The organism is Alloacidobacterium sp. (assembly GCF_035631355.1).
Lineage (GTDB): Bacteria > Acidobacteriota > Terriglobia > Terriglobales > Acidobacteriaceae > Alloacidobacterium.
In genome coordinates, this window is the sequence record NZ_DASQIX010000056.1 from 24,876 (window position 1) to 41,763 (window position 16,888).

A 16,888-nucleotide genomic window follows, 5' to 3' on the forward strand; every position below is an offset into this window, starting at 1 on the left:
TCGGCCACAAATCACGAGATAATCTTTCGAAGACATAGGCTGCACGGAAACCGACTAGGACAGGAACATTCCGGCGAGTAAGGTTGTTCTCAGCGTCTTCCTGTGGATGCGAAACGTGCACTGCGAAATGAGAGCAGCACATTTTTGACACAAATTGACACAAAGCGGGAAAGAAGGGGGTCTGCAAGTATTTGATTTGATGGTGGACCTGGTCGGGATCGAACCGACGACCTCTTCCATGCCATGGAAGCGCGCTCCCAGCTGCGCCACAGGCCCACGTGAGGAAGGTATTCTCTTTATTTTCTGCGACGGATGACTTTTCGTCAAACCTCGTCCATAGAAAAATTGCTGGGAGTGAAAAATGATTTTTATTCGAGAGTTGCCAACCCTTTTTGACTGAATCCGCATCGGGGCCTTTAATATGTCTGTTGTGAACCTGGTTTCCGCGCGGCGTGTGCTTTGTGCTACCGGCTTGCTCTCTCTCTCGGCGTTACTATGTTTTTCCCAGGGTGGAGTTGCGGGTTCCACTCCGCAGGACCAACCGGCTCAGACGGCGCCAAAGCCCTCTGACTTGCTCCAGCCCGCACTCAACCAGGTCAGCCAAGCCATCGTATCCCTGAACATATCCCGCTGGAAGGCTCCGAGCGAAGTGCGTGCCGCCACACAGCAGAATGCCGACTCCATCCAGCGCGATTTAAACGGCACATTGCCGGGGCTATTAGCGACGGCTGATGCTGGTTCCGGAACCGTTTCGGCGGTGTTCCCGGTTTACCGCAACATAGACGCGCTTTATGATGTGCTGCTGCGCGTCTCACAGACGGCAATGCTTGCTGCGCCTGAAAATGAGGCCAGCAGCGTCACCAACGCCCTCGGTAAGCTTGAATCCGCTCGCACGGACCTGGGAAATGCGATCCTGGCGACCTCTAAGAACAATGAGGCGGAAACGGCAAAGCTGCAGGCGATCATTCAACAGGTGGCAGCGGCAAAGGCCGCAGAGCCTCCTAAAACGACGATTGTGGATGACGGCCCAGTCAAGTCGACTGCAAGCACGAAAAAGAAGAAGAAGCCTATCTCGAGTTCCTCCGGCTCACAGCCTTCAGGGTCTACCCAGCCGCAGCCGTAACACGGGGATCAGATTCGCTGTGTTTGCCGCTATTCTACCACCCCCTATTTTTTGGTAAAATATTCATTCCTATAGTAGTTACGAGCATCTAGAATTTCCCTTACCTTCCAGAGCGGTTCCGTAAAAAGCAAAACGCCCGTTTGGTGGACGGGCGTTTGTCTTGATTTCATAGTAGCAAACGTGTCAAGAGTGCTTAACTGACGTCAGGAAAATGAGGGTTTGCGCGGAGGAAATGACGCCTTTGGTGGGTTTCCCTACAGATGTTCAAGAGCGCTGCCCTTAATGTGCATCACGCCTCGAAAAGCGATCCGCAATATGAGATCAAAAGCGACAAGACCGATCACATCGCCGCCCATTGACCCTTGTAAGTAAAGTCTTTGGTATGGATGGCGATAATAGTCCCCGAGACTCGGCCAGCCTCGGAGTTCCAGCTTACATGGTCGCCGACTTTAAACGTCTTAGCCATCTTATGGATCTCCTCTCGTAATCGAACAGGCCATCTCCCCTTTGCATGGATTCACGATAGTGCATCTCGGGCTGCTATACACTTGGTCAATGATTCGCCAGATCGCGCCTCAGTTCTTCACCAGGGACATTCCCGGCACGGTTGCCTATTACAAAGACAAGCTTGGCTTCGAGTGCCTGGGGACATGGCAAGACCCGCCGGTTTATGCCATTGTGGCGCGCGATCAACGCGCAATTCACTTGCGCTGCGCTGAGCCGCCTACAGCGAATCCGGACAAATATGAGGACGAACTGCTCGACGCATACCTCAATATTGAAGATGCGGATGCGCTTTATGCCGAGTACGCAGCAAACGGCGTGGAATTCACCCGGGAACTTGACAATATGCCCTGGGGCTCGCGAGAGTTTGTGGTGAAGGATTGCGACGGCCGTCTGCTTGCCTTCGGCTCGAACTTATAGTTGGTTGCTGTCGTCCGACCACTAGTTGGTCCGCTTGCTGGTAGCTCGCCGAGACTTTGGCGTGGTCTTAAGATTGAGCGCCACTGCGGCGCGGATGAGATCCTTCAAGGCCGCCACATCGATCTTGTCGCCTTCGTGGATGTCGATGGCGCGCCTGACATTCCCGTCGAGGCTGGAGTTGAAGAGGCGTGAAGGGTCCTGCAACGAAGCACCCTTGGCGAATGTCAGCTTGACGACGTTCTTGTATGTCTCTCCCGTGCAGACAATGCCTGAATGGGAGAAGACGGGAGTTCCCATCCACTTCCACTCTTCGACGATCTCAGGGTCCGCCTCGTGGATGATGGTGCGCACTTTGGCGAGCGTCTTTCCGCGCCAGTCGCCAAGTTCCTTGATCTTCTCGTCGATGAATACAGAGGCTGATTCCATATACGATCCAATTCTCGCACTTAGATGCATGTGATTGTGGCGAACCATGCGAGCGCCGTTGCTGTGGAATCTCGTCCGGCCTGAGCCTCACCGACTTTGGGCGCGTTTTCATTCCGCCCTGAGCGCTTCGACTGGATCTACGGCTGTGGTGCGGCGCGAAGGAATGTAGCTGGCAAGCACGGCGGCGGCGGCGAGTCCGAGGCACACGGAAATGTAGGTGACGGGATCAACCGGGCTGACGTGGAAGAGCAGCGATGACAGAAACCGCGTAGCGGCAATCGCAACGACGAGACCGCAGGCCGCGCCCACACCTGCCAGAATCAATCCCTGGCGCACGAACATGCCTGTGATGTTCTGCCGCTGCGCTCCGAGGGCGATGCGGATGCCGATCTCGCGCGTGCGCTGCGAAACGGAATAGGCAATTACGCCGTAGAGTCCAATCGCGCCGAGCAGCAGCGCCATGCCTCCAGCTATGGCGAGCATGACCAATGTGAAGGAAGTGCGTGCCATGGATTTGTTGTAGTAGTAGTCGAGCGCGCGGACATCTTCGAGTGGCAGGTTGGAATCGACCGACCACACGGCCTGACGCACTTCCTTCATGAGGCTTGCGGAACCGGCACGCGGAGTGCGAACAGCAAAGACTACAGTGCGGCTCACATGGAACATGTCGCTTTCGAAGTGGGCGACAAGGATGGGCCAGTAGGCAATGGCTGGGGCGTCCTTGTTCATACCGTCGTCGTGAATGTCACCTACTACGCCGACGATCTGACGCCAGTCGTCTTTGGAACTTACGCGAATCTGCTTGCCCAGCGCGTTCTGTGGGCTGCCCCAATACTCGCGGGCGAAATTTTCTGACACAATGGCGACGGGAAGCTTCTGGTAGGTCTCGGCCCAGCTGTAATCGCGACCGGCTATCAGCGGAATGCCCAGTGTGTGAAAGAAGCCCGGCGAGACAAACTTGAAGCGGCGCAACGGCGGCATCTCGCCTTCTGCATAGTTGCGGTCCTGCGCGAAGACGGGATCCATCCACCGCCCTCCATCCATGGGGACGGAGTTGGCCAGCGCTACAGCGGACACGCCCTGAATTGCGGCAATCTTGTCCATAATTGCCTGCTGCATGCGGACCACTTTTTCGTCGTCCTTTACTACAGCTTCGGGAATGGTGAGACGCAGGGTCTGGACCTGAGCGGGCTGCGCGAATCCGGGATCGACGTGCGTTAAGGCGCGGAAGGTGCGGACCATAAGGCCGGAACAAATGAGCAGGACGAAGGCGAGGCCAACCTGAACCACGACAAGCGTGTTGCGTGTGCGATGACGCTCGCGGCCCTGGCTCTGCGAGCGGCCACCTTCGCGCAGGCCAGTGCCCATGCTGGCGCCGGAGTATCTCATAATGGGAATGAGGCCGGACAAGAGACTGGCCAGCAAGGACGCCAGAACGGCGAAAGCCAGCACAGGAAGATTGATTCCGATGTCTTCAACACGGGGCAGGCCAGATGGAGCAATGGCCACGAGGAGTCGCAGAGCGCCGTAGGCCAACGCAAGGCCGAGGACACCACCGAGTACTCCCAGCGCAATGCTTTCAAACAAAAATTCCCTGACAATGCGGCTACGGCTTGCGCCGAGCGCAGCGCGAATGGCAAGCTCCTGCTGGCGGCCTTCAGCCCGGACGAGCAGCAGGTTTGCGACATTGGCACAGGCGATGAGCAGCACGAGACCGATGCTGCCCATGAGTATCCACAGAAGCTTGCCTACATCGCCAACTACGTCCTGCATGAGGGGGCGCACGTTCGGCCCGAGGCGCGCTTTCTTGAACAAGTCGACACTGAAGCCCGGCGGCGAGGGGAAGCTGTTCCAGACGGTTGGGATCATGCGGGCGATATCTGAATTGGCTGCAGCGAGCGTCTCGCCGGACTTGAGCCTTGCGATGCCGTCATAGCTGAACTGGCCGAGCATGGTCTTGTTGCGGTCAAACTGAATGGGCAGAATCAACGCCACCGGTTCCCAATCAAGGAACTGGAAGTTCTTCGGCATGACGCCGATGATCTGGCGCGGCTTGCCGTCTGCAGTAATGGTGCGGCCAATGATGGAGCGGTCGGAGCCGAACTTTGTTTGCCAGTAGCCATAAGTCAGGATCACACTGTCCGGCCCCCCGGTAGTGGCTTCGGCGTGATTGAAGACACGTCCGAGCATGGGTGAAATGCCCAGGACGGGCAAAAGGCCGTCGGTCACATCCAGAGCGCGCACCTGTTCGGGTTCGCCCGATCCGGTCACGCTGACAGAATCGCCCTGGTAGAGGCCGATGTCGCGAAATGTGCGGTTCTGCTCGCGGTAAATAAAGTAGTTCGACGGGGCCATATTCACCCCATCGCCGAGGTTCAGTCCGGGAGCGACATGCCAGAGGCCGACCAGCTCATTCGGATGCGGGTAAGGCAAGGGCTTGAGCAGCACGCCTTCGACAACGCTGAAGACCGCGGTGTTCGCGCCGATCCCCACGGCCAGCGTGATGAGCGCAATGCAGGTGAACATAGGCGCGCGCCACAAGCGGCGCATGGTCTGCTTAAGCTGGCTTTTCAGGGATTCCACTGGCGTTGCCTCCGGGAGGGCTACGCAGTGTGGTACGCAGGTTACATGCGGGGGGTTCCCTTTATGGCTTTGGAGTCACCAGACCCTCAAGCACGCTTTGAGCGGTCGCCAGTCTTCAGCCGAGTCGTCTGTCCACCCCTACAACCTACTCGTAAACTTCATTCTTATGGCATTTACGAGGCACCGAGTTTCATATTTGGGCCACCCGCCGGCGGCTACTTTCCAAACGGTCTCTGTTTGTGGTGAACTAGTGTGCAATTTAAAACATGGTCGCTAAAGGGCAACCGAAAGAGGAGGATGTCTATGATGTTGCGATCGAGGTATCGGGTAGCTTTACTGGTTTGCGTCGCCGCCATCATGGCTTTTGGAATGACACAAACAATGTCTGCACAGGATGACGTCTTTCACATCGTGAAGGGCACGGTCAAGCATATCGACAAGGACACAAAGACGATGGTAGTGAAAACCGGGGATGGTACAGAACACACGATTAAGTGGACAGACAAGACCACAGTCGAAGGTGGCAAGGATATTGGCGACGGCATCAAGGAAGGTAGCAAGGTCTCTGTGAAGTACACCGAAAAAGCCGGCGAGAAGACAGCCGTAGGGGTAAAGGACACCGGCAAAGCTACTGCCAAAGCAGTCAGTAATTAGAATTTAGATTTTGGCCGGATCCATATCTGTCATGGTTCTCCTTTAAGAAGGATCGAGGGCGCCCCAGGTCTCGCAGCGACGTGGGATTCGGCCGTTGTACGCTCTCGGCGTACAGCCGTACACTCCGATTCGATCTCAACCGTGCCATGTGTCCATGAGATAGTCGTCTTCAAGGATTTCCCGAACTAGTCGCGGGCTTCCGCAGTGCCGAGCCAGGATGGTCTTCTATGCAACTAAGAGTGATGAAGTGAAGGTCGCTGCCTGTGTTGATATCGCACAAGATCTTTGTGGCATGACGTCTATCCCAATGTCAGGTCAGGGCCCAGCTATGTGCATCCTGCAAACCCACATCTCTGCGAGATGTGGGGCACCTTCAGTGTGTCCATTTCCGAGGCGCTCCTCAGAATGACAAATCGGTTGTTGAGGCATTCCCTTTCCAAATAAAGCAAAAAAAGGGCCCCTCGGGGGAGGGGCCAATCTGCCTTGGTTCTCTCGTTGTGTGAGAGCTTGGTTGCGACCTTCTTATCGTTATTGTTGTGGAGCCGCTGGCCGCGACGCAGCACCCTGAGGGGAGGGCTGCGCGGAAGACTGCTGCGTCGCGCCAATCGGTGAACCCGCATTGGAAGATGTCGAGTTCAAGGCCGCTAAACTGTTCTGCATCATGGAGACGTGGACGACGGTGCCTGTTGACGATGTGCCGTCCGCGCCTTCAATTTTGGCGTTGCCCATCGCAACCTGACGGATGCGATAGACGGGAACCTGGTGTTCGGTGACGAGGTAACGGACAACGGCGTCAGCCATGTGCTGCGAGTTTTGAATGCCCGCCTGCCCACGCGTCCGTGAATATCCTTCTACCTCGAGAATGTAGCCTTTCTGACCCTGAAGCTGAGTTGCGATCTGATCGAGCGCATCTTTTGCCTTGGCGTTCAGAGCTGTCTGGCCGGGGCGGAAGCGAATTTCAGTGTCGCTGACTTTCTGGTACTGGTCAAGTCCGGCGACAGTGGTGTTCAGCTTGCCGGTGGTGTCGCTGGCCTGCTGGGCCATCGACTGAGCCTGGGTTGCAGTGGTGTTGGCGCTCTGTGCGGTCTGGTTGGCTTGATCGGCGGTGTTCTGCGCCTGATGAATACCGGCCTGTGCTCGCGAATCCACATCCTTAATATCGTTGGCGTTCTTGGCGCTTAACTGGTCGAGCTCATTGAGACGGTCTTTGACCGGACTTAGCTGCCGATTTACCCACTTTTTGCGGGCAAACGGGTTCATGTGGCCCCAGAAACCCTCATTTGACTTCGTCGGAAGAGGCTGTCCGGTGGCATAGGTGCTGTTGTCGTTGGGGTTGATGCCGTTGGCGGAGGTCCCTGTCTGTACCTGCGCATTGTTGGGGGAGGGGGGAGCCTGATTTGATGAGCTGGATTGCGCGAACGCCGGGATTCCCATACTTATGGCTAAAGCCAAAGCTGCAACCATTCGAAGATCCGGATTTTTCATTGCCACTTTTCTCATATCGTCTGTATTCCTTCGTGACTGCTCGTTAGAACACACTCCGGATGCTGCGCAGCGTCCTGTTATGCCGAGATAATGTGCAGTTGTCATGCCAAACCAGGGGATGCATCAAGCTAAAAGCTTAGCTTATTTATTTATCAATAACTTGCATGGTTATTCAGGGACGAAATGAGCGGTACTCGCCTGGCAAATAGCGCGTTTTCCGCAGGTATCGGAGAAGTGTTTTCGCTTTGAGAGAGAAAAATTTGCTTAGTAGGAGTGGGGTAAAAACTACTTGCCAATGACCTGGATGACGCGGACTTCGGGATACTGGCCGTTCCAGTCTGCGGCAACGTGATCAAGCACGAGGCGGAAATCGCGTTGATCGCCGGGCTTGATGGGATCCGCTGAAACCGGCTCGGTATCGACGTAAGGCTGGCGCATACGGATGAGCGCGAACGGCATCGTTTCCTTCTGCACGAGTTGGTTGCCGTAGTCGCGGAAGGCAACCTGCACTGTGATTCCGGTGATGGTCTGTCCACCATTGTTGGCGATGTGGCCGTCGATGTAGGTGACTTTGCCTCCGGCGAAATTGCTGGATTCACTCATTTGCAAGCCAGTGACGGGCAGACTCGCGGCATACGGGTCGGCGGGAGCTAGAACTGCGCCGCCAGGATTGGCGGGAGGCGTCTTTTTGCCAAAGACGAAGAGTAGCACTATGCCGAGAACGACGACCGTGCCCGCGATGATCCAGGGAAGATAAGATGTCTTCTCTTTTCCGGTCTGTCCGGCAAGGAAGTCGGGCGCGTTCTGGTTAGAGGTCATCTCAAGTGGATTCTACATCGCGGGCTTGGGTGACGGCCTTTTGTAGGCTGGCTCCAGATTGGGCAGGAAACCGGTGAGCAGGCCAATGGCCGGCAGATAGGCGCAGAGCTTGTAGACGAAGATGATGCTGGTGGCGTCGGCGAGCTTGCCGAGGACGGCCGCCCCAATGCCGCCCATGCCGAAAGCGAAACCGAAGAAAACCCCGGAGATCATGCCGATGCGTCCGGGAACAAGCTCCTGCGCATAGACGAGGATTGCCGAAAATGCCGAGGAGATGACAAAGCCGATTATGATGCTTAGGATTCCGGTCCAGTAGAGATTGGCATGCGGCAGCAGAAGGGTGAAGGGCAGCACTCCGAGAATGGAAACCCAGATGACGTATTTTCTGCCGTAGCGGTCGCCAATGGGACCGCCGATGAGAGTTCCCGCAGCCACGGCGGCGAGAAAGATGAAGAGAAATACCTGCGAAGTCCGCACCGAGACGTGAAAGCGGCTGATGAGATAGAAGGTGTAATAGCTCGTCAGGCTGGCCAGATAGAAGTACTTGGAGAAAATAAGCGCCACGAGGACGGAAAGCGCGCCGAATATCTTTTTCCGCGATAGCTCAAGATGAAGCGTCGAGGCGCGAATGCTCCTTTTTACGGCTGCGGTCCCCTGATGGTGTTTGATCCAGATGCCAACCCGGGCGAGGACGATGATGCCGAGAACGGTGGGAATGGCAAACCAGGCGATGCCTGACTGGCCGCGCGGCAGAACGATGAAGGCGGCGAGCAGCGGGCCGATGGCCGATCCCGTGTTTCCGCCGACCTGGAAAAATGACTGGGCAAAGCCGTGGCGGCCGCCGGAAACCATGCGGGCCACGCGAGAAGATTCGGGATGGAATACCGCTGAGCCGACCCCGACGAGCGACGCGGCCAGCAGGAGCCAATGGAATGTCGGCGCGACCGCCAGGAGGACCAGGCCGCACAGCGTGGAGCCCATTCCGATGGACAGAGAAAAGGGGCGCGGCTTGCGGTCAGTGTAGTGGCCGGCAAGAGGCTGGAGCAGCGAGGCGGTGATCTGGTAGGTCAGGGTGAGGAAGCCGATCTGGCCGAAATTCAGATGAAATGAGCTTTTGAGAATCGGATAAATGGAGGGCAGCAGCGCCTGCACCATGTCATTGAGCATGTGGCAGAAGCTGATGGCGGCCAAAACCCGGAAGAATCCGCCCGATGATGGAGCTTCCGAAAGTGTGTCCACGGGGGACGCAAGCGATGAGTTCATTTGTCCTTTGGCTATTGTGTCAGGGGAACTACTGGGTTTGATTCCATAGTACCGGGATTCGGTGCAGAGGTTCACTGTGGCCTATCGTGCCCAGTTACCGGAACGGTATCGTTAACCGAAATGACACTCAGATGACGAAGATTTAACCGAAAACGAATCTTTTAGGCGCAAAATGGGTCTAACGTGATGAAAGACAGTAAATCCGCGCAGGTTATTGAAACGTAAAGGTAGTGAGCGACACTATCAGGCAGTACGAACTTGAAGATTTGAGGCTGGAATGGAACAGACGCCCAACAAAATCCCCGCTCAGACAGCTCCAGGGACGGAAACGAAGCCGCGCAGGAAGGCCGCCGATTGGGTTTATCAGGCAGCAACTGTTGCTGCTGCGCTGCTTCTGCTGTTGACCGTCACGGTTTAAGCGAACCTCGCGCGGCGCACGCCGCGGCGAAAATCATTTCCGCTCATTTCAATTACCACGCACATTTCAGCCAATCGGGAACGCATGCGCTCGCCAATGCGATCTCCAAGGGTCTCATCACGCATGGCCCGGCTTGCCGGGCCGGCAGCGCCGCCGGGGGGCTGGTCGGTGTAATTCGTTGTGATAATCGTTGTGCGCTTGTCGTTGTAGCGGGTGTTCAGGATGTGAGCCACAGTGTCCCAGACCCAATCGGTGGGCTTGGCCGCGCCGAGTTCATCGATGACCAGCACTTCCGCATCGAAGACGGGGCGCAGAATTTCCAGCTCAGTGGTTGCCACCTGCGGGTTGTAGGAGTTCTGGATTTCCTTGAGCAGCTCGCGGTAGTCGCAAAAAAGACCGTGCACACCCTTTTCGAGAATCAGTGCCTGCAGGATGCCCACGGCGAGATGCGTCTTGCCCACGCCGATGGAGCCGGTCATGAGCAGGCCGCGTCCGTCGGTATCGAGCGGGTAGCGGTCAACAAATTTTTCGGCCATGATGCGCGCGGCACGCAGTGAGTCGTGGGTCTCCGGCACGATGTCGAAGCTGTCCAGAATGCAGTGCTCGTAGCGGCGAGGAATTCCTGCCCTCACTAACAATCGGGTAACACGCTGCTCGTGTTGGCAATCGCAGGCTTCAGCGGCCTGAGTGCCGTCAGCGCGGCGCATGACGCGCATCCCCATGCCGTCACATTTTGGGCAGACTTGAGTCATGGCTTCTGCTTAGTATCGCAGGGGCGGATGTGCATATCCAGACGCGCGTTTTCACCTTAGAGAAAAGGCTGAAAAATTGACAAAGCAGCTGTCTCTTACCATCTTCGGATTGATATCCTTTTGCATACGCTCCTAAGCAGGAGGTGGCGATGGCTACGACTCCCTGGATGAAGGCCCGTCAAAAGCAGGCAGCGCGCGTGGAAGCAGGCCACGCAGGTTACGCAAAGTACGAGGCCGGGAAACTACCTGCATTCCCACACTTCGACAAACTCAGCGCACTATACAAGCAACTGGAAGCCCTCACAGGAGCATCATCGTACGACACAGTTGCGGTTGCCGCTATCGGTGGAATGGCAGACCTGGTTGTCGCACTGAAAGTGCCTGGCGGCGAGCATGTCACGGAAAAGGCCAAAGGCCTGGCCAGACAAGCCGGTGCGACCTCTGTCAAGGTCCTGACCATCGGCGATGACTGGGAAGAGAATCTGCACTCAGAAATGCGAATCGTGCGCTACCTGGTGGAAGGACGCGGGACCTCAAAAGACAATCTTAAGGATGCGGGTATCGTGATTTTCTGTGATAAGGGCGTCTGTCCAGACTGCTGGGGATGGCTCAATAAGCACGGCATTTATGGGTACCCTCCGCGCAAAACCAAGGCTACGGGATGGGGACACCCACTCACGCGCGCAAACTATTACCGTTCAGGGAACGACCTGCTCTATGTAAAAGAAGCAAAGTATGGCCAGAGGGTCCTGACTGTATCAAAGCAGTCCTGAAGGTGTCTCTCCGCCGCCTTTGTGTGATAAGCGGCATTTTCCTCGCCGCAAGCCGGATCAGTGATTTTATCGGCTGTTCTCCAGCGCCAGTACCGAGAATCCGGTGGCGGCATCACTCATGAAGCGGCCGATGCCAGAAGCCGGATCACGCTGGAGATTGAGTGAATATGCCGGCCACATGCCTTCAGTTTTGTTTTGATTGGCGAGGAGCCAGTCTACGCCCCGCTTTAGTTGCGGAGTGTTCTTTCCGAGGCCGCTTTCTTCGAGCGCTAGGACGGTGAGGCCGGTGGCAACTCCATCGCTGCGTGTGTCGAACGGTGAGTTGTCGTGGCGCTTCCATGTACCGAGAGTGGTGAGGCTCCAGCCGCCGTCAGGCTGCTGCTTGCTGTAGATTTCTGCTTTCAGCACGATGCGTTCGGCGTCGGTCATGAGACCGGGCAGCTTGGTGGATGCCCACAACAGCACGATACGGTTGATGAGTGGTTGGCTGGGAGCTTCACGCTTGAGATAGCCGCGGAGCAATGCGAGATTGGACTGGATTTTCGGATCGTCGCGATAATGATCAGGTGCGATGCCTGTTGCGATTGCAGCCATAGCCGCGCCGTAATACTCGGACTCGTCGGCTTCCCATGGAGAGAAGTGGAAGTTCTGCCATAGCCATGCTCCGGCTTTGGGGCCAGTCTGCTCCTGTAAAGCCCACATGACGGAGAAGGCTTTGCGGGTGACGTCCTGCAGATGCCCCTGCTGGGCGTCGTAGCGAGAGAGGATTAGCGCGTTGTTGACACTTTCGGTATTGCGCGCTTCGCGGGTCTTGCCGGGTCCGTGTTTCGCGTCGTTGTAGAAGGGCTCGGCCTGTGTGCCGAGGTTGACGCGCTTGATGATGCTGTCGAGCATCACCCCCTCAGGCTCGGAGGGTTTCTGCTCGCCGAGATATTGCCGGAGAGCTGGCCGCGCGAGCGCATACGGAACGTTGGTATGGCAGGAAACGCAGACCGTTTCGTGGTCCTTTTGGGCACGCGGCCAAGCCTGCCACCAGACTTCGCGGCTGTCGAGGTATTTGGCGGCTGCGATCTTGTCCCATCTTGCATTCGTGTTTGCCGCAGTCTTCGCGTCTGGAGTGGTCGCATCAGAGGTTATCCCGCCCGCACACAGCAACATTGCGAGGGTTTGGATTCCGATCGTACTCGCTCGACGGCGCATCAAGTTTCTACTGTTGGAATGGGAGATTAACACAATTTTCTTCGATTATTTCCTTTATCAAAGCAGGAACTCAGCCGCTCGCGGTTCTATCGGCAGCGAGCAGCGATAAGGGTGATGTCGTCCTGCTGCTCGCCGGGATCGAATTGCCGGACTTCCTTGACTATTGCACTGATCAGGTCCTGTGAAGATAGATCGCGGAAGCGCCGCAGCGTTTCGGCCAAATGCTGCTCTCCAAATTCTTCTCCCGACTCATTGGATGATTCGGTTGCGCCGTCGGTGTAGAGCAGGAGCGTATCCCCGGGAAAAAGCTGCCGCTCTTCAAACGAGCAGCAGTCCCATTCGGCAAATAGGCCGAGCACGGTTGAGGTCGGGCCGAGATGTTCGAGAGTGTTATCGCGTCGCAGCAGAAGGGCCGGCAGGTGGCCGCAGTTGGCATAGCGCAGACGGCGCGTCTGGTCGTTGTATTCGGCGAAGAAGAGCGTCGCGTAGTCGCCGCTGGCGGTGTTTTCGTAGAACAGCTTGTTTACGGATTGCAGGAAGCGCTGCGGCTCGTCTGAAGCCGTTGCCCACTGGCTGCGCAGATTGGCTTGCAGGTTCGCCATCAGCAGCGCGGCGGCCATGCCCTTACCTGCGATGTCGGCAAGGACCAACCCGAGGCGGTCCGCGCCCAGATTCAGCCAGTCGTAATAATCGCCGCCAACCTGCCGTGCCTGGATGCATGCACCGGCGTAGTCCAGTGATTGCGCTGACGGCATGTTTTGAGGAAAGAGTCTCGCCTGCACCTGACGCGCGATTTCCAGCTCACGCGCGGCGCGGCGTTCGGCTTCAAGGCGTTCTTCAGTGAGCCGCCTCTGCTCTTCCACGTCGCGCGTTGCCTGATCGAAGCCGATCAGCCAGAAGCGGTTGCCGTCCACGTCGTCGAATTGTGTAAAAACGCTTCCCCACGGCGCCGTTTCCGGCGGATGAAGAAAATGCACGCCTCGCGCGCTCCATTCCTGGTATTTTGCTTCGATATTTTCCGTAAGAAAGACGGTGTTTCGGCCCTTGCCAATAAGCGGATAGTCCTGCGACTCAAGCTTCGGAACGATCAGGCAAAGACGCGCCGTTCCGTCCGGCGGAGCGACGATGACCCAGCGCTCGCCGTTCTGGTTCTTGTGATCGAGGGCAATGTTGAAGCCAAGATTTTCAACAAAGAAGTGAATACTCCGGTCATGATCGCGCACAAAGACCAGCACTTGCTGAAGCAACAGGAAAGGGTCCTGCCGGTCCAGGCGAATCGACGGTCTGACTTCCCAGACGGGAGCTGCGGGTCTGCTCATCGCAGGATCACTTCCCTATATGCGTATCGAAGAAGTGTGCCATGATTTCGTCGGCCTCACGCGATTCGGGCAGGTCAACGTCATTCCAAAAGGCATGTGGCAGAGCCTCAAAGACGACGAGGCGGGCGTCCACTCCGGCGCGCAAAAAAGCGCGGTGCAGAATTGTTGTTCCACTCAGGAGCAGGTCGCGTCCGCTGGTCACGAATAGCGTCGGCGGCATGCCGCGCAGGTCGGCGTAGACAGGCGATAGCACGGGATCTTTCGGGTTGGTTGTGCCTACATATTCCGGATCGTGCACGCCTTCAAGGACCGGCGGCGAGAGGTAGCCGGATAGACCGCGCAGGGAGTACATGGACTGCGAGTCGCCCGACAGACTGAAATCCCCCAAGCCGGAGAAGATGCCGAGAGCTCCGGGCATGGGCAGGCCAAGCTGCTTCAGCTTCACGGCTGTCTCAGCGGTCAGGATGGCGCCCGCCGAGGTGCCGTACAGGGCGATATTGTGCGGCTTGTAGGTCTTGAGCAGTTCTTTATAAACGGCGACTGTATCTTCGACCGATGCGGGAAACGGGTGCTCGGGCGCGAGACGGTAGAGGACAGCGATGACCTTGGTCTGGGTGAGGTTGGCGATGGGGATGGTCTCGGTGAGCGAGCCCGAATCGGAGTTGAATCCGCCACCGTGGAAATTAACCAGGACGCGGTCTTCCTTACCGGGACCAATGATAGGCGGGGTGATGATGCGGACGGGCACGCCGCCTATGGCTCCCGACGTGACGGTTGCCGGATAGGCTTCACGGTAGGCCTCGCCTGCCTTCGCCTGCCAGGCGTCGGTTTTGGCGCGCCGGTCGGCGAGCGATTCGGCTGCGGGCGCATCCGATGCAGGTTGCGACAGGCTTTTCTGTGCTTCAGGACTGATTGTCTTGGGAACCGGGACAACACGGGAGACGTGGGCTGTTCCCTGCGCGTCGATGTAACTGGCGTTCTTCTGCGGCGCATCGGCGGCTGTGGTTTGCGCCATGGCGGTCACAGCGAGGGCCGGAACAATCAGAGCGCAGACAAAGCAGAAATTTTTCATGCACGCCAATACATCACAGAGGCATTGGAATGTCGAGTGGTTCGATGTTACGGCCTGTACAATTCTCCCTCGCCGATAACTGGCTCGACAGAGGGCATTTTTGAGACTCGATGAGCGGCCCCGAACATGGGCCCGCGCGCTGGTTTGATGGGAGCGAAACCGGCAAAGCCGATGGGCTTAGCCACATCGTCATAGATTGCTTCCATTCCGCCCTGCATCAGGTAGGTCTCATGCCAGAAGCCGGTGCCTCCGGAGTTTTTGAGGAAGTTCTTCCACCATTGGCGGTGCGGATCGGAGCGGGTCCAGGTCAGGAGTGACTCCATGTCGCGCCAGTATTGCCGCATGCCGGCATGGACTGGGAAAAGCGAGAAGATGAGATTTTCGTGCCGCAGCAGGCCATCAGGATACGCAGCTACAGAGTCGGAAATCCTGGGCCCGAAGCCCATCAGCGTTTTCAGGCCGGTAAGGCGGTTGACCCTCATTCCGAGATAAATGACGACGAGATTGGGGTACTGCGACAGGTCTACTGTTAGACGTTCAACAGGTGTGGGCATGGCGGAGTGGGAACCTCGCATCCTTTGGATGCCGAGCCCGTCACAGCTGATTGTCAAACCTGCCAAATCACCGTAAAATAAGAAGATTGCAGGGAAAGGTTTTATAGAGTCATGCCAAAGCAGGGTATTCATCCAAACTATAACGAAATCCGCGTTGTTTGTGCGTGCGGCAACAATTTTGCGACCCGTTCGACGCATAAAGGCGACATCCATGTCGAAATCTGCTCAGCCTGCCACCCGTTCTTTACTGGCAAGCAGAAGCTGGTGGACACGGCAGGACGAGTCGAGCGCTTCCGCCGCAAGTACGCCAAGGCGGAGACGGCTGCGAAGTAACGGAGCCTTCAATAGGTAAAGCAAAAGCCTCCGCCTAACGGAGGCTTTGCTGTGTTGGCAACAATTTAGTCCGATGAAGAAGCAATGGGACAATCCGGTGGAACATGCCATGCCCGAGGGCGTGCGCGTGCCTGCGTCGGTGCGGATTGGCAATGTGACGGTCGCCCCGGCGACGGTGCTCGCGCCCATGGCTGGAGTCACGGACACGGTCTTTCGCCGCTTTATTCGCAATGCCAGCGTGTTTTCGTCGGCAGCAGAGGCAGGCTCGTCTGTGGATGCGGAGATCAGCAATCAGCAGTCGGGCTGCGGGCTGATCATGACCGAGTTCACCTCGGCGGACGGCCTCTCACGTATGAGGGAATCAAAGCGCAAGCGCTACCTGACGTTCTACGAAGACGAGCATCCGATTTCGGCGCAGATTTTCGGCTCGAATCCAGCGACGCTGGCCGATGCGGCGCGCATTGTTGAGCAGACCGGCTTTGACATGGTTGATCTGAACCTTGGCTGCCCGGCCAAGCGCGTGGTTGCCTGCAACGGCGGCAGCGGACTGCTGCGCGACCTGCCGCTGATCGCAAAGATTTTTGAGACGGTCCGCGCGGCGGTGATGATTCCCTTCACCGTCAAGATTCGGCTCGGATGGAATGACAACCACATCATCTGCGTCGAGCTTGCCCGCATTGCCCAGGAGAGCGGCCTGCAGGCGGTTGCTGTTCATGCGCGCACGCGCGAGCAAGGCTACTCGGGGCAGGCGCGCTGGCACCACATTGCCGAAGTAAAAGACGCGGTCAGCATTCCCGTCATCGGCAACGGCGATGTTCGCACGCCGCAAGACGCCTGCGCGCTGATCGAAAAGACCAACTGCGATGCTGTGATGATTGGCCGCGCTGCGCCCGCGAACCCGTGGATATTTCGCCAGATCGCGCAATATACGGCAACAGGCCGCTACGACGAGCCAACCGATCTTGACCGCTATCGGATGATTCGCACCTATTTTCAGATGCTGCTTGATGAAGGCAATCCGGAAGCGCAGGGCAAGATGAAGCAGTTTGCCTCCTGGTTCACACATGGAGTTCCGGGCGGGGCGGGGCTGCGGAAATCTATCTATGAGTCGAAGACGGGCGAGGCTGTTCTGGATGCAGTGGAGCTGTTTTTTGAACCGCAGTTGGCGGTTGCTTCGTAGTTCGATCCCA

General features: G+C 57.1%; 19 protein-coding genes and 1 tRNA gene. 8 read left to right on the forward strand and 12 right to left on the reverse strand.

Annotated elements, in window-relative coordinates; all coding sequences use genetic code 11:
* Positions 1–200 precede the first annotated feature (200 nt).
* A tRNA-Ala gene (locus tag VEV40_RS09835) sits at positions 201–276 on the reverse strand.
* 145 nt (positions 277–421) lie between these two features.
* Between VEV40_RS09835 and VEV40_RS09840 the strand changes: the two genes are divergently transcribed.
* Together VEV40_RS09840 and VEV40_RS20710 are read left to right on the forward strand one after the other, a co-directional pair.
* Positions 422–1,123, forward strand: coding sequence for a hypothetical protein (locus VEV40_RS09840; protein ID WP_324831996.1), 702 nt, complete (start codon positions 422–424; stop codon positions 1,121–1,123).
* Positions 1,124–1,383: 260 nt separating this feature from the next.
* On the forward strand, positions 1,384–1,482 hold the full coding sequence (locus tag VEV40_RS20710; protein WP_414637837.1) for a DUF2945 domain-containing protein: 99 nt from the start codon (positions 1,384–1,386) through the stop codon (positions 1,480–1,482).
* Here VEV40_RS20710 and VEV40_RS09845 read toward each other — a convergent pair.
* Positions 1,464–1,589: a DUF2945 domain-containing protein gene (locus VEV40_RS09845; protein ID WP_324831997.1), complete on the reverse strand. Its 126-nt coding sequence runs from the start codon at positions 1,587–1,589 to the stop codon at positions 1,464–1,466. The two genes, VEV40_RS20710 and VEV40_RS09845, sit on opposite strands and share 19 nt — an antisense overlap.
* An 89-nt stretch (positions 1,590–1,678) precedes the next feature.
* Here VEV40_RS09845 and VEV40_RS09850 point away from each other — a divergent pair, with 89 nt between their 5' ends.
* The gene (locus tag VEV40_RS09850) at positions 1,679–2,047 is read left to right on the forward strand and encodes a VOC family protein (RefSeq protein WP_324831998.1); all 369 of its coding nucleotides are present in this window, start codon (positions 1,679–1,681) and stop codon (positions 2,045–2,047) included.
* A gap of 21 nt (positions 2,048–2,068) precedes the next feature.
* Here VEV40_RS09850 and VEV40_RS09855 read toward each other — a convergent pair whose 3' ends face one another.
* Both VEV40_RS09855 and VEV40_RS09860 read right to left on the reverse strand, forming a co-directional pair.
* The gene (locus tag VEV40_RS09855; protein WP_324831999.1) at positions 2,069–2,473 is read right to left on the reverse strand and encodes a DUF1801 domain-containing protein; all 405 of its coding nucleotides are present in this window, start codon (positions 2,471–2,473) and stop codon (positions 2,069–2,071) included.
* A 108-nt stretch (positions 2,474–2,581) separates the two neighbouring features.
* Positions 2,582–5,056, reverse strand: a complete 2,475-nt coding sequence (locus tag VEV40_RS09860) for an ABC transporter permease (RefSeq protein WP_324832000.1) — start codon at positions 5,054–5,056, stop codon at positions 2,582–2,584.
* 303 nt (positions 5,057–5,359) lie between these two features.
* On the opposite strand from VEV40_RS09860, the gene VEV40_RS09865 reads away from it, so the two are divergent.
* Positions 5,360–5,710: a hypothetical protein gene (locus VEV40_RS09865; protein WP_324832001.1), complete on the forward strand. Its 351-nt coding sequence runs from the start codon at positions 5,360–5,362 to the stop codon at positions 5,708–5,710.
* Between the two features lie 528 nt (positions 5,711–6,238).
* Here VEV40_RS09865 and VEV40_RS09870 read toward each other — a convergent pair.
* The 3 genes from VEV40_RS09870 to VEV40_RS09880 all read right to left on the reverse strand — a co-directional run bounded on the left by VEV40_RS09870 (position 6,239) and on the right by VEV40_RS09880 (position 9,277).
* The gene (locus VEV40_RS09870; protein ID WP_324832002.1) at positions 6,239–7,174 is read right to left on the reverse strand and encodes an OmpA family protein; all 936 of its coding nucleotides are present in this window, start codon (positions 7,172–7,174) and stop codon (positions 6,239–6,241) included.
* A gap of 306 nt (positions 7,175–7,480) precedes the next feature.
* Entirely contained in the window at positions 7,481–8,014 is a 534-nt protein-coding gene (locus tag VEV40_RS09875; RefSeq protein WP_324832003.1) for a DUF2393 family protein, read from the reverse strand.
* A 12-nt stretch (positions 8,015–8,026) separates the two neighbouring features.
* Positions 8,027–9,277 carry an MFS transporter gene (locus VEV40_RS09880; RefSeq protein WP_324832004.1) on the reverse strand — a complete coding sequence of 417 codons (1,251 nt, stop codon included), beginning with the start codon at positions 9,275–9,277 and terminating at the stop codon, positions 8,027–8,029.
* A gap of 277 nt (positions 9,278–9,554) precedes the next feature.
* Between VEV40_RS09880 and VEV40_RS09885 the strand changes: the two genes are divergently transcribed.
* Entirely contained in the window at positions 9,555–9,695 is a 141-nt protein-coding gene (locus VEV40_RS09885; RefSeq protein WP_324832006.1) for a hypothetical protein, read from the forward strand.
* Here VEV40_RS09885 and VEV40_RS09890 read toward each other — a convergent pair.
* Positions 9,692–10,447: an ATP-binding protein gene (locus VEV40_RS09890; RefSeq protein ID WP_324832007.1), complete on the reverse strand. Its 756-nt coding sequence runs from the start codon at positions 10,445–10,447 to the stop codon at positions 9,692–9,694. The genes VEV40_RS09885 and VEV40_RS09890 overlap by 4 nt on opposite strands.
* Positions 10,448–10,596: 149 nt before the next feature.
* Here VEV40_RS09890 and VEV40_RS09895 point away from each other — a divergent pair, with 149 nt between their 5' ends.
* On the forward strand, positions 10,597–11,220 hold the full coding sequence (locus tag VEV40_RS09895; protein ID WP_324832008.1) for a hypothetical protein: 624 nt from the start codon (positions 10,597–10,599) through the stop codon (positions 11,218–11,220).
* Between the two features lie 66 nt (positions 11,221–11,286).
* Here VEV40_RS09895 and VEV40_RS09900 read toward each other — a convergent pair whose 3' ends face one another.
* The 4 genes from VEV40_RS09900 to VEV40_RS09915 all read right to left on the reverse strand — a co-directional run bounded on the left by VEV40_RS09900 (position 11,287) and on the right by VEV40_RS09915 (position 15,365).
* Positions 11,287–12,378, reverse strand: coding sequence for a hypothetical protein (locus tag VEV40_RS09900; protein WP_324832009.1), 1,092 nt, complete (start codon positions 12,376–12,378; stop codon positions 11,287–11,289).
* Between the two features lie 128 nt (positions 12,379–12,506).
* On the reverse strand, positions 12,507–13,739 hold the full coding sequence (locus VEV40_RS09905) for a PP2C family protein-serine/threonine phosphatase (protein ID WP_324832010.1): 1,233 nt from the start codon (positions 13,737–13,739) through the stop codon (positions 12,507–12,509).
* A 7-nt stretch (positions 13,740–13,746) separates the two neighbouring features.
* Positions 13,747–14,811, reverse strand: a complete 1,065-nt coding sequence (locus VEV40_RS09910) for an alpha/beta hydrolase fold domain-containing protein (RefSeq protein WP_324832011.1) — start codon at positions 14,809–14,811, stop codon at positions 13,747–13,749.
* A gap of 47 nt (positions 14,812–14,858) precedes the next feature.
* Positions 14,859–15,365, reverse strand: coding sequence for a monooxygenase family protein (locus VEV40_RS09915; protein ID WP_324832013.1), 507 nt, complete (start codon positions 15,363–15,365; stop codon positions 14,859–14,861).
* A gap of 111 nt (positions 15,366–15,476) precedes the next feature.
* Here VEV40_RS09915 and rpmE point away from each other — a divergent pair, with 111 nt between their 5' ends.
* Entirely contained in the window at positions 15,477–15,698 is a 222-nt protein-coding gene (gene rpmE, locus VEV40_RS09920) for a 50S ribosomal protein L31 (protein WP_186743763.1), read from the forward strand.
* Between the two features lie 73 nt (positions 15,699–15,771).
* Positions 15,772–16,878, forward strand: a complete 1,107-nt coding sequence (dusB, locus tag VEV40_RS09925; protein ID WP_324832015.1) for a tRNA dihydrouridine synthase DusB — start codon at positions 15,772–15,774, stop codon at positions 16,876–16,878.
* Positions 16,879–16,888: the final 10 nt, after the last annotated feature.

Coding starts and splice junctions, on each gene's coding strand:
- VEV40_RS09900 (WP_324832009.1), bottom strand. CDS start 12,378: ATGTTGCTGTGTGCGGGCGGGATAACCTCTGATGCGACCACTCCAGAC.
- rpmE (WP_186743763.1), top strand. CDS start 15,477: ATGCCAAAGCAGGGTATTCATCCAAACTATAACGAAATCCGCGTTGTT.
- VEV40_RS09870 (WP_324832002.1), bottom strand. CDS start 7,174: ATGGTTGCAGCTTTGGCTTTAGCCATAAGTATGGGAATCCCGGCGTTC.
- VEV40_RS09885 (WP_324832006.1), top strand. CDS start 9,555: ATGGAACAGACGCCCAACAAAATCCCCGCTCAGACAGCTCCAGGGACG.
- VEV40_RS09915 (WP_324832013.1), bottom strand. CDS start 15,365: ATGCCCACACCTGTTGAACGTCTAACAGTAGACCTGTCGCAGTACCCC.
- VEV40_RS09895 (WP_324832008.1), top strand. CDS start 10,597: ATGGCTACGACTCCCTGGATGAAGGCCCGTCAAAAGCAGGCAGCGCGC.
- VEV40_RS09850 (WP_324831998.1), top strand. CDS start 1,679: ATGATTCGCCAGATCGCGCCTCAGTTCTTCACCAGGGACATTCCCGGC.
- VEV40_RS09890 (WP_324832007.1), bottom strand. CDS start 10,447: ATGACTCAAGTCTGCCCAAAATGTGACGGCATGGGGATGCGCGTCATG.
- VEV40_RS09875 (WP_324832003.1), bottom strand. CDS start 8,014: ATGACCTCTAACCAGAACGCGCCCGACTTCCTTGCCGGACAGACCGGA.
- VEV40_RS09880 (WP_324832004.1), bottom strand. CDS start 9,277: ATGAACTCATCGCTTGCGTCCCCCGTGGACACACTTTCGGAAGCTCCA.
- dusB (WP_324832015.1), top strand. CDS start 15,772: ATGAAGAAGCAATGGGACAATCCGGTGGAACATGCCATGCCCGAGGGC.
- VEV40_RS09840 (WP_324831996.1), top strand. CDS start 422: ATGTCTGTTGTGAACCTGGTTTCCGCGCGGCGTGTGCTTTGTGCTACC.
- VEV40_RS09865 (WP_324832001.1), top strand. CDS start 5,360: ATGATGTTGCGATCGAGGTATCGGGTAGCTTTACTGGTTTGCGTCGCC.
- VEV40_RS09910 (WP_324832011.1), bottom strand. CDS start 14,811: ATGAAAAATTTCTGCTTTGTCTGCGCTCTGATTGTTCCGGCCCTCGCT.
- VEV40_RS09855 (WP_324831999.1), bottom strand. CDS start 2,473: ATGGAATCAGCCTCTGTATTCATCGACGAGAAGATCAAGGAACTTGGC.
- VEV40_RS09845 (WP_324831997.1), bottom strand. CDS start 1,589: ATGGCTAAGACGTTTAAAGTCGGCGACCATGTAAGCTGGAACTCCGAG.
- VEV40_RS09905 (WP_324832010.1), bottom strand. CDS start 13,739: ATGAGCAGACCCGCAGCTCCCGTCTGGGAAGTCAGACCGTCGATTCGC.
- VEV40_RS20710 (WP_414637837.1), top strand. CDS start 1,384: ATGTTCAAGAGCGCTGCCCTTAATGTGCATCACGCCTCGAAAAGCGAT.